The organism is Bacillus sp. USDA818B3_A (assembly GCF_009928415.1).
Lineage (GTDB): Bacteria > Bacillota > Bacilli > Bacillales > Cytobacillaceae > Neobacillus.
Map to the genome: position 1 here is coordinate 21,527 of NZ_JAABNN010000005.1, position 16,438 is coordinate 37,964.

Annotated in this window: 15 protein-coding genes; 1 reads left to right on the forward strand and 14 read right to left on the reverse strand. The window is 41.3% G+C overall.

All coding sequences use genetic code 11. The features are described 5' to 3' along the window. Positions 1–69: 69 nt before the first annotated feature. The 11 genes from GXK58_RS11390 to GXK58_RS11440 all read right to left on the reverse strand — a co-directional run bounded on the left by GXK58_RS11390 (position 70) and on the right by GXK58_RS11440 (position 14,074). Positions 70–2,346 (reverse strand): ATP-dependent DNA helicase, encoded by a 2,277-nt coding sequence (locus tag GXK58_RS11390; RefSeq protein ID WP_160722858.1) that lies wholly within the window; start codon positions 2,344–2,346, stop codon positions 70–72. Between the two features lie 124 nt (positions 2,347–2,470). Then, the gene (locus GXK58_RS11395; RefSeq protein WP_160722860.1) at positions 2,471–3,712 is read right to left on the reverse strand and encodes a glutamate-5-semialdehyde dehydrogenase; all 1,242 of its coding nucleotides are present in this window, start codon (positions 3,710–3,712) and stop codon (positions 2,471–2,473) included. A gap of 6 nt (positions 3,713–3,718) precedes the next feature. Next, positions 3,719–4,831, reverse strand: a complete 1,113-nt coding sequence (gene proB / locus GXK58_RS11400) for a glutamate 5-kinase (protein WP_160722862.1) — start codon at positions 4,829–4,831, stop codon at positions 3,719–3,721. Between the two features lie 368 nt (positions 4,832–5,199). After that, positions 5,200–5,451, reverse strand: coding sequence for a hypothetical protein (locus GXK58_RS11405; RefSeq protein ID WP_160722864.1), 252 nt, complete (start codon positions 5,449–5,451; stop codon positions 5,200–5,202). Further along, on the reverse strand, positions 5,421–6,536 hold the full coding sequence (locus GXK58_RS11410) for an FAD-dependent oxidoreductase (protein WP_160722866.1): 1,116 nt from the start codon (positions 6,534–6,536) through the stop codon (positions 5,421–5,423). The genes GXK58_RS11405 and GXK58_RS11410 overlap by 31 nt, the downstream gene beginning before the upstream one ends. A 246-nt stretch (positions 6,537–6,782) precedes the next feature. Beyond that, a complete protein-coding gene (locus GXK58_RS11415; RefSeq protein ID WP_160722868.1) occupies positions 6,783–9,029 on the reverse strand; it encodes an AAA domain-containing protein in 2,247 nt (748 codons plus the stop codon). 93 nt (positions 9,030–9,122) lie between these two features. Next, complete coding sequence (locus GXK58_RS11420) at positions 9,123–9,938, reverse strand: uroporphyrinogen-III synthase (RefSeq protein WP_160722870.1); 816 nt, start codon at positions 9,936–9,938, stop codon at positions 9,123–9,125. Between the two features lie 96 nt (positions 9,939–10,034). Then, positions 10,035–11,135, reverse strand: coding sequence for a GerAB/ArcD/ProY family transporter (locus GXK58_RS11425; protein ID WP_160722872.1), 1,101 nt, complete (start codon positions 11,133–11,135; stop codon positions 10,035–10,037). Beyond that, positions 11,132–11,344 (reverse strand): hypothetical protein, encoded by a 213-nt coding sequence (locus GXK58_RS11430; RefSeq protein ID WP_160722874.1) that lies wholly within the window; start codon positions 11,342–11,344, stop codon positions 11,132–11,134. Before GXK58_RS11430 ends, GXK58_RS11425 begins: the two co-directional genes overlap by 4 nt. A 16-nt stretch (positions 11,345–11,360) precedes the next feature. Further along, complete coding sequence (locus GXK58_RS11435; protein WP_160722876.1) at positions 11,361–12,515, reverse strand: Ger(x)C family spore germination protein; 1,155 nt, start codon at positions 12,513–12,515, stop codon at positions 11,361–11,363. After that, on the reverse strand, positions 12,512–14,074 hold the full coding sequence (locus tag GXK58_RS11440; protein WP_160722878.1) for a spore germination protein: 1,563 nt from the start codon (positions 14,072–14,074) through the stop codon (positions 12,512–12,514). The genes GXK58_RS11435 and GXK58_RS11440 overlap by 4 nt, the downstream gene beginning before the upstream one ends. 177 nt (positions 14,075–14,251) lie before the next feature. Between GXK58_RS11440 and GXK58_RS11445 the strand changes: the two genes are divergently transcribed. Then, positions 14,252–14,545, forward strand: coding sequence for a hypothetical protein (locus GXK58_RS11445; RefSeq protein WP_160722880.1), 294 nt, complete (start codon positions 14,252–14,254; stop codon positions 14,543–14,545). A gap of 69 nt (positions 14,546–14,614) precedes the next feature. On the opposite strand, the gene GXK58_RS11450 is transcribed toward GXK58_RS11445, so the two are convergent. The 3 genes from GXK58_RS11450 to GXK58_RS11460 form a co-directional block, all read right to left on the reverse strand. Beyond that, positions 14,615–15,211 (reverse strand): branched-chain amino acid aminotransferase, encoded by a 597-nt coding sequence (locus tag GXK58_RS11450; RefSeq protein WP_202171341.1) that lies wholly within the window; start codon positions 15,209–15,211, stop codon positions 14,615–14,617. Positions 15,212–15,342: 131 nt separating this feature from the next. Further along, positions 15,343–15,732: a hypothetical protein gene (locus tag GXK58_RS11455; protein ID WP_160722882.1), complete on the reverse strand. Its 390-nt coding sequence runs from the start codon at positions 15,730–15,732 to the stop codon at positions 15,343–15,345. Between the two features lie 136 nt (positions 15,733–15,868). Then, on the reverse strand, positions 15,869–16,354 hold the full coding sequence (locus GXK58_RS11460; RefSeq protein ID WP_160722884.1) for a PaaI family thioesterase: 486 nt from the start codon (positions 16,352–16,354) through the stop codon (positions 15,869–15,871). Positions 16,355–16,438: the final 84 nt, after the last annotated feature.

Here is a 16,438-nt window from a genome sequence, read left to right on the forward strand (position 1 = left end):
AAAGTACAAAGTATTGTCACGCTAAAGATAAAAAAAAGCAGCCTTTTTTTGGCCGCAGTAAATCTTTCATTAAATTATGACAAAATTGCTCCATTCGCTTGGAAGAAGCTGTTGATACTGCACTTGCAGGAACCGATCATCGATTAAGACAATCGTTCCATGATCATGTTCAGAACGGATCAATCTCCCTCCTGCTTGCAACACCTTATTAACACCAGGAAAAACATAGGCATACTCATATCCATTTTTCCCTTGGGCTGAAAAATGGTCCTTGATAAGATTCCGTTCCAAACAAAGCTGCGGCAGACCTACTCCAATCACGGCCACCCCGTTTAAACGGTCACCGATGAGATCCACACCTTCCGAGAATATTCCGCCAAGAACAGCAAAACCAACCAATGTCCCCGTTTGATTTGGTTTGAAGGCAGCTAAAAAGGCTTCTCTTTCTAATTCAGACATTCCTGTTTCTTGAACAATGGTTGGGATGTCTTCGTTCTTTTCTTTAAACAGCTGATAAACGGACGTCAAGTATTGATAAGAGGGAAAGAATACCAGGTAATTTCCTGGACGTCTGGTTACTAAGGAATGAATCACTTTAATAATCTCACCCTTTGTCCGCTCGCGGTCACGATAGCGAGTTGAAAGCGGCTTGATAAATACATCCACCTGCTCTGCCTTAAAAGGGGATGGGATCCTTATCTGATAATCACCTTCAACTCCCCCTAAAATGTCCTGATAATAGGGCATGGGCGAAAGCGTGGCCGAAAAAAAGATTTTGGCCCGAAACCCTTTCCCCATTTGCCCTAGAAATTGCGATGGATTCACACAGAACAATTTAATTCGTATGTCCTTACGATCCTTACTTACATAAATGACATAATGCTCATCAAGCAGTTCGGTTATTTTTAAAAATTGATTAACTGAAAAATACGTGTCCAGTATTAATGAAGAAGGTTGGAATGGTAATACCTGCTCTGCTGCCAAGATGAATTCACTGAGTTCTTTTATAAAATCCTCCTCCAGTAAATCAATCACAAACTCTTTTTCATCGTCATTGATCTTTTTCAATTGGATGAATCTTGAATTGATCTTTTTGGCAGACTCATAGACAGCCGGATGCACTCCTTTAGATTCTTTCTTTAACTGGAGAAAAGGCTCTTTGTTTATGGCAGCAGAAAACATCTCACGGCCTCGGTCCACAAGATTATGAGCCTCATCAACGAGCAGAGCGGTAGATTTCTTCTGTTCTTCGAGCAGCCGTTTCAAGGACACGCGCGGTTCAAAGATATAATTATAATCACAAATAATCGCATCTGCCGAATAAGCAAGGTCAAGCGAATATTCGAAGGGACAGACCTTATGTTTCCGGGCATAACGCTCAATGACTTCTCGATTCATCGAGTTTTCATTTGTTAAAATATCAAGGACTGCGCCATTAATCCGATCATAATAACCGTTCGCAAACTCACATGTTTCCTTTTGACAGTTTGTTTCCTCTTGAAAACAAATCTTGTCCTTTGCGGTGAGCGTCACCGCCTTCATACATAATCCACAGGAAGCCATTCGGGCAATCGCTTCTTCGGCAGTCGTACGTGTGATTGTTTTGGCCGTAAGATAAAAAACACGGTTTAGCTGCCCTTCACCCATTGCCTTCATCGCTGGAAAAAGCGTTGAGATGGTTTTTCCAATTCCTGTAGGGGCTTTTGCAAATAAACTCTTTTGATCGACAATCGTCTTATAAACCGCTCCTGCCAACTTCCGCTGGCCATTTCGATAGGATTTAAATGGAAATGCCAGTTCTCTGCAGCTTTCATTTCTTTTCGTGCGATGGTCATGCATGAGTCTGGCATATGGTGCATAGCTCTTAATGACATCTGCTGCAAATGCCTCAAGTCCTTTTGTTGAAAATCTCTGTTTGAAAATCTTTTTCTCTTCGGTTTCCACATGGACATAGGTCAGCTGGACATCCATTTCTTCTAGTTCCCTGTCCTTGGCGATGATGTAGGCATACATTTTTGCCTGGGCCCAGTGTACAGGATACCCCTCCGTGTCCCATTGGCCGCTTGGCTGAGAGAAAGATTTGATTTCGTCGATGATTACAGAATCATCATCAAACAAAAGCCCATCACAGCGGCCGTCAATGATGTAGATGAGTCCATCGTAAGGAATCTCAGTACTGACGTATACTTCCTTTTGGTCGCCCTCTTTGTAGGACTTTTGAATTTTCTGATGGATTCTTGTCCCGTCTGTAAGTGCGGTTTGCGAGCGGAACCGTGCATCAATACTGCCGCTGGAAAACACATATTCAACTAATGTTCTTACCGATATTCGAACCTCTGTCGTCACCCATTCACCAACTCACTAAATAAGAATGTATGTTTGTATTCTATTATATCAAAAGGCAAAAAAATAGCGCATTTCTGCACTATTTTCATGATCGTCATTCGGAAGCCTGCTTTCGCTTTTTTTATTACGAGCGAATTTGTCCTGTTCCCCTGACAATTGCCTTCGTTGTTGTTAATGCCTTCAGCCCCATTGGTCCGCGGGCATGAAGCTTTTGCGTGCTAATCCCAATCTCAGCACCGTAGCCAAACTGTTCCCCATCCGTAAAACGAGTGGATGCATTATGGTAGAGAACCGCTGCATCAACCGCCTGGAAAAATAACCGTACATTTTCCGCATTTTCACCAATGATCGCCTCAGAGTGCTTGGTTCCATATTGATCGATATGGCCAATCGCTTCTTTTACATCACTTACTTGCTTGACTGCTAAAATCGCGTCTAAAAATTCAACTTCCCAATCCTGCTCGGTTGCTGGGGTCACAAACGAATATCCGGTAACCAACGATTGATCCCCGCGTAATTCAACCCCTTTTTCATGTAAACGAGTCAATAACTCTGAGGTATGCGGCCAGTTTTCATGAATTAGAACCGTTTCAGCGGCATTACAAACGGATGGACGATGTAATTTTGCATTGATCGCAATCTCAATCGCCATTTCCTTTTCCGCCGATTCGTCGATAAACACATGACAGTTGCCTACTCCCGTTTCCAAGACAGGTACTGTCGCATTCTGAACGACTGTTTGAATGAGCCCTGCGCCGCCGCGTGGGATAAGTACATCTAAATATTCATTTAACCGAAACATTTCTGAGGCTGTTTCCCGGCTCGTATCCTCAAGCAGTTGGACTGCATCCTCAGGGATTGCCGTTCCTGCTAATGCATCTCGCATGACTTTAACAAGGGCTTTATTGGAATGAATGGCTGAAGAACTGCCTCGTAAAAGTACTGCATTACCAGCTTTTAAACAAAGGCTTCCTGCATCAACCGTTACGTTTGGACGCGCCTCATACACCATGCCGACCACTCCAAGGGGAACACGGATGGTTTCAATTTGTAATCCATTGGGTCTCTCCCAAGCTTCAATCGTCTCGCCTATTGGATCATCGATTTTAACGAGCTGGCGCACACCATCAACAATCTGTTCGATCCTTTCTTCCGTTAAAAGCAATCGGTCAAGAAGAGAGGCAGAAAGTCCGCGGTCTTTTCCTGCTTCGATATCTTTTGCATTCTCACTTAAGATGAATTCCTTTTCCGTTAAAAGATGGTCAGCCATTTTCAACAGTGCCTCGTTCTTTTCAACCGTAGACAGCATTCCTAATTGCTTTGACGCCTTTTTAAGTTTCTTTGCTTTTTCTAACAGTTCTCCCATTCCCACTCACTCCTTTGGTAATGTAACCCAGTTATCTCGATGGATCACTTCTGCTTTTTTATTAATCGAAAAGCTTTTCGCTTTTTCACTTGATAATCCTTTAACATTGATTAAATCTTCTGCGGAATAATAAACCTGACCTTTACCGACGATTTTCCCTCGTTTGTTTCTAACTTCTACAACATCCAAGGCATTAAAGTCACCATTGACTTTAGTAACGCCGACCGGCAATAGGCTTTTTCCATGAAAAAGAATCGCATTCTCTGCCCCATCATCAATCTCAATCACGCCGCCAACTTGGGAATGATAGGCAATCCATTGTTTTCTCATTTGCATCTGTGAATTGAAGGGGCCGCCAATATAGGTTCCATCCCCTTTTCCCGCTAAAATATCGGCCAATTTTTCTTTCCCTTGACCGGTACCAACAAAGACGCTCACACCCAGTGAGAGTGCTTTCTTTGCAGCGGTCAATTTTGATTTCATGCCCCCTGTGCCAACGGATGACCCGCTTTCCCCGGCAAAACCAAGCAATTCGTCAGAAACCTCTGGGATAAAATTAAACTTCTTGGCATTTTTTGATACCTTTGGGTTACCATCATAAAGTCCGTTAATATCTGTTAGAATAATCAAGGCATTGGCGTGTAAAAAGCCGCTGACAAGTGCCGATAATAGATCATTGTCACCAAAGGTTAATTCCTCAATCGATACGGAATCATTTTCATTGATAATCGGCAAGACACCACGCCCAAGCAGCTCATGAATAGTAGAAAATAGATTTTGAAAGCGGGTTTGGCTGTAAAAATCTTCTCTTGTTAGTAAGATTTGAGCAGGCATCATATCAAACTCTTTAAAAAGTTCAATATAATGCTGCATTAACAGCCCTTGCCCAACTGCGGCGGCCGCCTGTTTCCCAGCTGTCGTTTTGGGTCTTGTCGGATAGCCCAGTGAGCCAAATCCTGCTGCAACAGCACCGGATGAAATCAAGAGGACTTCATGCCCCTGTGCTTTTAAGTAGGCGAGAGCCTCCACATGATCACGCATTTTCTCTTCGGAAATTGTTCCCGTCGCATTTGTTAATGAGCTGCTTCCAATTTTAACGACCACCAGCTGTTTTTTCATGATTCGAACGACCTTTCATAATAAAAAATAAAAAAAACGATTCCTCTGTCCTAAAAAAAGGACGGAAGAATCGTTTCCGCGGTACCACCTTTGTTGATGCAAGTGCATCCTCTTGAACCCGTAACGAGGGAGACGGCTTATGTTTGCATAAGCAGCTATTCCTAGGGCAGGTTCAAACACCTTTCTGCGAGAAACCTTTCAGCCGGTGGGTTTCACTCTCTAACACATTCCAATGATTTACTAGTCCCTTACCATTTTCGATTTATAATTTATTTGATTATCTTAAGAAATTAGAAAATTGTCAAGATAGTAACTCAGAAAATAATAAAAAAAGCTACGAGGCTTTGATGATTTAGCCCCGAACATTTCTATTGTTTATTATTACTCTTTAAGACCTCTAACAGGGTACTCGGCTTAAAAAGAATCGCTGCCGGACTGACTAAATTCGTAACTTTAACTAAGTCACTATAAATCTGTTTATTTTTCGAAGATAATAAAAAGATTCGTTTTACATACCACTGAAGAACTTTTAGGCCAAATGGCTTTTTACCTTTTACCTTCTCGTAACGAAAATCCTCAGATAGGACCATTAACCATGCAGGTGCAATGATTCTTGCCAATTCTTTTTGCAAGCTTTTAAGTTGCTATTTTTATATTTGGAAGCAAAATATTTTCTAATTGCCACTGCTTCTAAGGCAGCCAAACTCATTCCCTGGCCAAAGACTGGATCTATCCGGCAGATGGAATCACCGGCTACTAGCAGTCCGTCCGGTAAAGTTATTTTTTCAAAATGACGCCATTTGATATGTGGTACTTGATAAATGGCTGTTTCTGAGAGGGATGTTGATTTTTGTAATGCCTGATAGATATCCGGGAGAGGCAGCTTCCTGGTCATTTCGATAAAGCCTTCTGCCTCTTTCACTGAAGAAGGAGTCAGGGTGTTTAAATAGCCGTTAAGAGTAACCGTGTATTGATTGTTTTCTACCATGGACAGTGTCCCTCCTAAGGTTTGATTGGGAGGCTCCGGGTAGAGAATTTTAATTTTAAAATCATCGGGCGGCTCGGCTAGGTTAAATTTTCGTGTGGCATAACAAAGTCCAATCTCCACTTTTTCCTCAGGAACCGGATACCCCTGTTTTTCTAGCCATGCTTTCGTAAGGGACGCCGCCCCGCTTGTATCGACGACCAAATCTCCTTTTATGGATTTGGTATTATTTTCATGCAAAAATTCTACACCGTAAACCTTGCTTCCATCTTCATTTGTTAGATAGGATTTTACCTTGGTATCATATGTATAGGTGATATTGGAGATTTGCCCTACTCTTTCTTCAATATATGATTCTAGTAAGCTTCTTGTCTGTAAAAGGGTTGTTTCTTGGCTTTCAAATCGTCGTTTCCATACTCCGTGATGAAACCAGGCCAGGTCATTCAAGGAATCGATTTTAATGGAGCCCCGTTTGACCATATCCTCCTGAAATCCGGGAAAAAGCTCTTCTAATGCACGGTCGCCTGCATGCAGAAGGGCATGGATGTGATGAGCCTGAGTCACTCCCGGTCTAATGGTGTGCATGTTTTCAGGCTGGGGATCTTTCTCCAAGATTTGAATTCTATTAAAATAAGGAGAAATGGCCGCGGCGATTAATTTCCCTGCCATTCCCCCGCCGATAATTATAGCTTGATTGGTACCCTGTTCAGCGTTCTTCAACTTTCTGTTTCTCCTTTTATGTTCGTCTAGATGATAAAATTAGTTTACCATATTCTGTTTTTGAGTTGGATTTTTTTTAGGAACGCAGTTTTATTGGGAAAGTGCCGTTAAATTGAAAAAAGTGCCGTTAAAGTTCAGAAAAGTGCCGATAAACTTCAAAAAAGTGCCGTTAAAATTAAAAAGTTCCGATGTCTGGTTACTAATCACTCTTTTAACGCAAAAATGGCAGGGCCCTATCCTGCCATTTTACTCTTTAGTTATGAATTGACTTAAAAGATATTCGCAGACCTTCTCTGAAACCAGTCTTGCTGCTACATAGGGAGGGCGGATTTCCTTTGAACCTTCCAAGGGGAGACCCAGCCAAAGTACCTGTTGGTCAATCATGATAAATGGAAACGATAAACTGTCTGCTATTCTTCGATTCGGCTGAAGTACCTGCCATTCATCTTCCGAAAGAATCGTCAATTTGACAGATGCACCCCTGCTTTTTAGATTCTCGTGCCATTCCGCTGGGAGACTTGTTTGTGGAGGTAATGAAATAACCAAAGACTCCCTTGATGTTTCAATATCCTGGAATACTTTTTCTAACCTTCGTGCATGCATCCACTGCAATTTCGGATGCTGATGCTGGATCCAAGTCCCAACATCTTTTGTCTCAACCATCTGTCTGTTTGTCACTTGGTGTTCCACTAACTGTCTCAATGTTTTGCCATGGAACACATGCCTCTTAATAAAGGCTTGATTGCTGACATGAATGAATTTTCCTTTTGTTCTGGTAATAGCTACATTAATCAGCCGTTCACTATCCTTACCTATTAAAAGCATACCCACCCTAGTCTGTGGTGCGCCTTCCACTGTATCAAAAACCATTACATCCCTTTCACTGCCTTGAAATCGGTGGACAGTGGCGGCAATAATATCTGCTTCTGCCCGTTCCAATTCATAAAGATCATCGAGCATCAATTCCATTAATTGAGCTTGTGCGCGGTAGGGAGTGACATATCCTATCGATCGTAAGCCCCCCAGAAAAGACTCATGAATAAGCTGAAACGACAATAGCGCCTGCCAAAGGTTAATTTTTGAACGAGATGTCCGTTCTTGAATGCAGTAGGCTCCTGTAAAACTTGTATCAACTAATATGGAAGAACGGTTCGCAAAAGGGGCACTTTCAACAATTTGCTGCCGGACCCGCTTCACACTTTCGTGATCATCGACAAGCGAATGATAGATATATTGATTGGTGAACCTAGAAATATCCGGATGCATACGCCGTTGTTCTTTTAATAGAAAAAGATGGGGATGGAGTTTGCCTTCATTGACCCAATCGACAACCCCCGCACGGTGAAAAATATCCTCCCGCAGCCATTTTTCCACTAATGAATCCCTTGAAGAAGCAATTGGCGGCAGTTGTTTGAAATCTCCGCAGATGATGACCCGTTTCCCAAGACTAGCGGCAAAAGCGGTTTGAGGAACATAAGCCATGCTTGCTTCGTCCACAATCACTACATCAAAGGTTTTTTCATAGATAGCCGGATCGCTTGCTGCTTTTGCCAGCGTGGTCCCGACTACTAAAGCATCCTGAACAAATTCAATTTCTTTCTGCCGGATTTTCTCAAGCACTCTGGCAATTTTCGTCTCCAGCTCCAGCAGTTGATTGGTGTCCCGTTTACTGAATGAACGAGCAATGTCCTGCTTTAAATTCTTTCGTTCGCTTAGCAGAATATCTTTTTCTTCTGCCAGTGCGGGGTCCTGCTTTTGAAGCAATTTGCTCGTAGTAATCGCCTCACGATCCTCTGCCATTTCACCTGCTCCAAAGCCATACCGGAGAACATCACCTTCACGGAAGGAGCCTTTCTTATTAATAAAGTCCGTTAGTTCGCCAATGAGGACATTTACCGCTTGGTTGCTTTGGGAAAGGATGAGAACCCGCTTTCTTTGAAGATATTTATTGGCTGCTGTTCTTGCAAGTGTATAGGTTTTTCCCGTTCCAGGCGGCCCCCATACAAAAGTGACAGGATTATATTTAGAGCGCAGGACTAATTCATGCACATTACTTTTAATTTTTTCTACCGGGTGTTGGGCCGGCATGGAGGGATCCATTAGTTTTTTTACTCGAATTCGTTTTTGTTTATCTTTTTTGATCTCATCCAGTCGCTGGATTAATTGTTCGAGCAGTTCCCATGGATCATGAAAAAGGGTTGCTTCAGAAATTAAGTCTCCGAATGATTGTTCAAGTGAAAGGATGAGGCCCTTTCCTTCTGATGAAAGGATTCGTCCATTTTGCGCCATTCCTCCCCACTCGAGTCTGACAGAAGAACCGACAGGGATCCTTAATGCTCCAGTGGTTTCAAAATAATATGAGAATGCTCCATCCGTTGACAGCAGCCTTCCATTGGTAACCAGGTATTTGGTGCTGCCGAACTTTTTTAAGTAATTAATTTCATTCTGAAGGGCTTGCTGCCACTCTTTAATATACGATGCTACAGTTGTCATTTTTCTCTTCCTTTAAAGGGGATGTAGATTACTATAGCACGATATTAAAAAAAAGAAAAAAGCATTCATTGTTGACGAATGCTTAACTAAAGATTATTTTCCAGATTTTAAATAATAATTCGCTAGTGTAATGATCATCGCACCCATACGTTCATTTTCTGGGGCTACGACGCGGTCAATTCCTTCTTCTTTTAAGGCTTCTAACGTTACTTTTCCAACCGCAACGGCTAGAGTGGACTCCTTAAAGACGTCTGCTACTTGTTCTATGATATTATTTCTTCGGGCATAATCAAAAAGTGAACGGACTTGAACAGCTGTCGTAAAACATACAGCATCGCACTCTTTAGCCATTAGTTCTTGGCATAAAGTTTTTACAGTCTCCGTTTCCGGTTCAATATGCTGATAAGGGAGAATTTTTTGTACCTCCGCACCTTGGCTCTCCAAATATTGAGTTAAAGCCGGTGCGGTTTCGCCGTGGAGCTGCACCATAACCCTTTTACCTTGAAAGTCAGTACCTTCAAAGGCACGAACCAAGCCTTTTGTTGTTCCATCATCAGAGACTGCAATCGGCTGAATTTCTAACTTTTTTAACGCAGCCAGTGATTTATAACCGCGTGAGGCCACCTTACTGCCGCGAATTTTATTAATAAAAGCTTCTTCCATTCCTAGCTTTGCTGCCACATTGATTAACGTTTCTAACCCGATGCCAGTTGTAATAATGACCCAATCTGCACCCTTTTCAACAAACTCAACTAAATCGGGCTGCACTTCTTTTTCTGCCAAAAATACCGTCCCCTGCAGGGAACGAATGACAGGAGTCCCGCCTTGTTTTTCAATTAATACACTGATTTCATCAAGCTTTCTGGTACCGCCAACTACAATTCGTTTTCCTGAAAGACCTTTTTCCATTTATGTACCTCACATCTTTTTTACTTATAAATGTAACATAATTTAACGCAAAAAAAATAAAGGAGCTATATTTTTCTCCTTCATTTTTCACTCGAGTTACGTCTCGGCCTCTGTATACTCCAGCCTTTTTTTAATAATCCTTCTAACGAATAGGAACATCACAACTAACAGGAACTCTAAAAGCAGGCCAACTAGATTCCAGGTATAGAAGGAAAAACGTAACAGGTCCATGGTGTTCTTAAACATCAAAATAGACAAATATCCAATAATCAAGGATATAGGGAATAAAAATTTGTTCGTATTTCCCTTGTATATGTAGCTATAACAATGATTAATTGCATATAGCAGAAAGGCAACCTTTGTAACTAATGTTGGAAGCCAAGCGACAGTAATAAACAAGTCAAGACGATCAAGAAAATCGGTGATGTTTATTTGCTGAATAAGCATCAAGCTTGGGTAGGTGGATTCTCTAATGATATTTGCGCCTAATACTGCCAACGCCGACAACATCACGACTAAGAAAAGGAACAAACCTAACCCTGCCCCAATAATAACGGCTCTCCGCGCATGACGAGGCGGATTGAGATTAGAAATAATAATTAAAAAGAAAAAAATCTCCCCCATCCAAGAAAAGGTAACATACAAGGCTCTTAAAATCGCCGGTATGGAATCCCAGCCTAACAAGGGCTGAAGATTACCAAAATCCCATTCGTTCATCAATAACAAGGGCAGCATCGCGACAATAACAAATAAAATAAAAAAGTGGATAGAGGTGATTCGGGCAACGACTTCAATTCCTGAAATGGCGATATAGGCAGTCACTAAGATAGTAAGGACCATAATGATGTCATTGGGAGTCGTAGGTAAGAGGACTGTCGCTACAAAATCTGACATTCCCCGCAAATCTCTGACTAATGTAAAAATCGCAAACAACAGGAAAAGCAGGATAAAGCCCTTCTCTATCCATTTACTCTTCCTTCCTACCAAAAAAACGTGCTGCAGCCATTCCGTGTTTTTATTTTTACCAAAAATGATAAAGATAAAAGCTAGTAGAATCGGATAAATGATAATGGGAACTACCCATGAATTTTGGTCACCTTGTTGTAAGATAATCTGAGGCAGACTGATCACTGGTCCTGCAAAAATTAGATTTGCGATCAGCAGGGATAATTGGAGTTCAGATAATTTTTGTTTCATAATTTCACAACCAATCTTGAAATGCCTTCAAATGTAACATTCAAAAACGTAGTAATCATACTAAGTGATAAATGAAACATATCTAACATGGAGACACCAAATGCTAATCCTACCCATAAAAAGACCCATTTCCGCTCTTTTTTATCGATTATTTTTGCTTTAAATACAACCAAGAGATAGAAAATGAGACTAAACCATACCACAATCATTCCTATTTTCATCCTGTCATTCCTTTTCAATAATCCCTGAATTCGTTGATCTTTGAATATCTGCATCGACTGTGATCGTAACTTTTAAGTCTGGCAGCATGGTTCGCCAGTTTTTCTGCCATTTGTTTTCCCAGTCTGGATGCTGATTTTTAAAAAGGTACCAGCCAAAGCCAAACACATCCACTTCTTCTGAATGGGCATGCTTTAACACTGCTTCTATCTCTCTTTTAATTTGTCTTTCCATTTTCCTAATGATTAAACGGTATGTTCGCGGATCCTCAATTCGATAATTAGGTTCATTTTCAAATAAAACACCATCAGCCCTGACTTTCACGGAAAATGCGGGTTCTCCGTTTATCATTTTGACATCTGGCCGGATTGAATTCTCAAATATTTGCACGGAGATTTCCTTATTTTTAGCCACGGGAAAGGAGGTGGATTTCTTCTCCATTTTTTCAAACAGCCACAAAAGCCCTGCACTTTCATTCCGGTTGGTAAAGAACGCTAGCTTGTCATCCTTAAATACAGCAAAGCTGCTCATTTGGACTTCTTTTTTGCCTTTATCATCCTTTGTAGTGCCAGCTCTTTCGATTGCAGGAATCACCATGTCTTTTCCCTCTCGATACAAGTCCTGCAGAGCATCTCTCGCAGTCATATTGAGACTGACTTTTGACATTTCCCGCATGCCTTCGCCCGAATATTGTTCCATTCGGGGCTGGGCCTTTAATAGATTGACGGCGTCATCCTTTGAGACCAATAAAAAGGTTGATATCCGTGAACGAGGCTGCGTGAAGATCGCATTTAAAGAATTCTTAATTCCAACTCTTGCAAGTCCCTCGCCAATAACATGAACTCTTCTGTGCCCTAGATAAATCCTTCTTGACAATTTCGTTTGAATATCCTCGATTCCTTGTCTTTCGTTTCCGCCTTCTCCTTGGGCCACAAGGTAGGGACCTTCCCCGCTGGTCCCGCCGCCGCCCCCGCTTGAACCTGCTCCTCCCATAGAGCTGGGAAGGGGGATCTGCAAAGAGTATAGGAATTTATCTTTTGTTCCTTTATCAATACCAGTCGCAACGACAAACCCGATATCATTTATTTCTGAGCGATCCCAACATCCTGTCAATAATACAATCGAAAGGAGACTAATTAACAAAGACAAGCTAACTTTCATGTTGGATTCCCCTCTTCACTGCCTTTTCCAGGGCTAGGTTTTAAATTTTCCCCTTCTCTGGTTGTATCTTTTTTAACAGTTTGATTCGGACGCTTATTCATCGACCACCATGGGGCCCTGATAAATACGTCCTTGACCCCATTCCATGAGAAAGGAGAAACAGGTGATAGATAAGGGATGCCAAAAGATCTCATTTTACATAAATGCGTTAAAAGGATTAGAATCCCTAGAACAATACCAAATAAACCGAACATTCCTGCAAGGACGATAAAAGGAAAGCGGAGCAGACGAATAGAAATCGCCATATTAAATCTGGGTATGGTAAAAGAGGCAATCCCAGTAATCGACACGACAATAACCATTGGAGCGGAAACAATCCCAGCCTCAACTGCTGCCTGGCCAATAACAAGGGCGCCAAGAATACTCACAGCCTGCCCGACAATTTTAGGAAGTCTTACCCCTGCTTCCCGTAAGGCTTCAAAAGATATTTCCATGATTAGAGCCTCGACTAATGCCGGAAAAGGAATGGCTTCCCTGCTAGCCGCGATACTAAACAACAGATTGGTCGGTATCATCTCTTGATGGTAGGTCGTCACAGCCACATATAAACTTGGTAAAGTAAGGGCTATAAAGACAAAAATAAGTCTCAGGAGACGAAGAAAAATAGAAATGTGATAACGGTGGTAATAATCTTCACTTGCTTGCATAAACTGCCAAAAAGTTGCTGGCATAATTAGGGCTAGAGGTGTACCATCAATAATAAGGGCCACTCTTCCTTCTAACAAATTGGCTGCAATCGTGTCAGGACGTTCTGTATTTTGGATTTGCGGAAACACACTCCAAGGGTTGTCCTCAATTAATTCTTCAATGTATCCACTTTCCAAGACACCGTCAATTTTTATTCGGTCCAGACGTGCTTGTACTTCCTCTAAAAGTTGGGGTGAAACCAAGCCATCGATGTATAAAATGGCCATACCGGTCTTCGTTTCCTCACCTACATCTTTAGAGAGCATTTTCAGCCGGTTGGAACGGATTTTATGTCTCACAAGAGCGGTATTAACTCTTAGGCTTTCCGTCATGCCTTCACGTGGGCCGCGGACGACGGATTCCGTTTCCGGTTCAGAAACGCTTCTTCTTTGTCCGCCTTTAGCATCGATGACAATTCCAGTCGGGACTCTATCAACTAAAAGGACGGTATTTCCTTTTAGAATATTTGATACGACATCGTCAAGCTTGGTAATTTCATTTACAGAGCTGACAGAAAGAATTTTTTCTACTAAAAAATCAGCAGTGACCCGCTCTCTCTCAACTTCCTTTAACATTTGGTTAATTCCATGCAGCTGGATGCTATTCGTATCAATCAATCCATCTACAAACAATAGATAGGCTTCCACTTCTCCGGCTAGAATCTGACGAAAAACAATATCGGAGCAGTCCTTAAATAGTTCTTTTAATCGCTCAATGTTAACGTGTAAATCCGCTTCGATGTCTTTTTCAGACTTTTCACTAGGAACCGACCTACTTTGGTCGTTTTTAAGAATTTTTTTAATTTTTCTCATTGAAAAACTCCGGATCTTTTTTTTGGATGAACAAGAAATTTACTAAAATGGCATTTATAATTTGCACCATATCTTGAATATTATTCCTGTTATTCTTGGCTTGATTTTCATTTGGATAGGAAATACTGAATAGGTGTGTAAAACTATAAATATGTTTAAAGGAGTGAATATCTGTTTATGGAAGGTCAGTTTAGTAATTTTATTAATGAGGTGTCCATCCAGGCTAAAATGGAAAATGTTTGGGGATATACATGCCGTTCCTGGCAAAATTGCAATCAATATACCATTCAATCGTTCCTCTCTCAATGCATGGAATACAATATTGACCCACAATACTGTATGAGCTGGGTAGAACAGCATAAGAATGAGATACCTAATTGGCAGGCAGTTTCTGAAACGTCACTTGGATGGGTGAATGAACACACATCCACTGGATCAGCGATTTCCATTACAGAGCAGGAATTAAGTTGATTGTGCGAAATCAAATCCTTCTATCAAAAAAAATCCTAACCAGATGGAACTCTGATTAGGATTTTTTACTTATTTTCCCATTTCTACTTTCTCGACCAATTTAAACAAGAAATGATAGATTAACTGAAAGGCTTCCCCCATTGTCATATCCTCTCGAAACCCTTCCACATAATCAAGGGCGAAGTTTAAATTCCATAGTCCATCTTCATTGCTGAATATTAAATCAAATTTTGCTTCATCTCCATGTAATTGGGCATCTAAGAAATCCTTTAACAGTGGTTGAAATTTCTTCTGAACCCGTAAACCAAGCATCACATCATATGTACCAAACACATCGTCTACTTCTAGAGAAATCGCATCAACACTTACAATATCCAGCCATTTCGATTCAAAATAGATAAATTCATTTTTATGCTTCTTTAAATAGGAAAGTGGTTCCGACAAAAAAGAAGACGTCTCGTTCTTTAACATATTTTCCGACTCTTTATCGCAGCGTTCAATATAAGCATCGGCAAAACGATTACCTGTCTCCATCTCGAACAAATTAGCATCACCAGAGAGCTGCTTCTCTTCAACATATTCCATTTCCTCTTTAAACAAAACAACACCATCATCACTATGAGCTTTTTGATCTAATATGTACTTTTGAATCTTCTCCTTTAACATTTAAACCCTCCTCCAATTTACCTGCTTGTACTAAATATGAAATAACTTCACCAAAAAAGCAAATACCCTGCATTAACAACATCCACACACAAAAAAAGGTGCAAAGCCACCAAATGGTGCCTGACACCTTTTTACCTAATTACACTTTTAGAAACATCCCAAATCACAAAATACTTGGAATACTGTCTGGTCATGACGAGCGCTTCTTTCTCGTCCTTTAGAAAGATGAGTCCGGAGCCCATTTGTTCCTCGAAGTCCCACCCTTTTGATTTCATAAATTCTTTCACTTGTTTATATGGGGGATGACTTGTATCGCTCGATAGATATCGGCTCTGTTTTTCTGTATTTAGAAACTGAACATAATCAGTATCCGTAAGTTTTAATTTCACGATGGAGACCAAGAGCGGGATCGGGTTTCCTTCTTGAAATAGGGCAGATCCTAAGATTCCGAAGGTCATACAGGAGACCAATGAGAGAACAAAGACAACCGTAATTAGCATTTTTTTTAACAGCCGGTACACCGCTTAACCTCCCTTGAAAAACGTTTCATCTATCATCTATATGACGGCTCAAGGGTGTATTTGGTTTCATTTGGAAGTATTACATTTTTATTACAATTAGCCGATACACTCTAGAAAGAGCAAGTGGCCCGCCCTATTAACCTTCTTTCTTAAAAGTGCTTGGCATAACAACGGCCACTACTTCACCGCTTGCACATAATATATCATTTGCAAACACATCGGCTGCTACCTTAAATTTTTTAGGATGTATCTCCTCGACCCTTCCTACTGCTTTTAACGGGACACCATGTGGAGTTGGCTTGTGGAAGTTCACCTGGAGGGAAGCGGTTACAAATCGTGGTACTGCTTTTCCCTCACCAGGCTCAGAGCCGTTTTTTCGATGCAGGGCCAGTGCTGCAGAACCCGTTCCGTGACAATCAATCAGTGAGGCAATCAATCCGCCATAGACAAATCCAGGGAGCGCCGTATGTTCGGGTCTTGGTGTATAAATCGTTACCGTCGTATCTCCATCCCAGCCTGTACGGAAATGATGTCCCGCCTCATTTAATCTGCCGCACCCATAACACCAGGCAAAATCATCCGGATAATCATCCTGTATGGCTTTCATTACCTTTTCCTCCATTGTCAAACCCCCTTTTTTTGAATAGTATAACATATTTGAAAATTTATGTTAAAATGAGTGGTACGAAAGTTTTTTAAGGAGGAG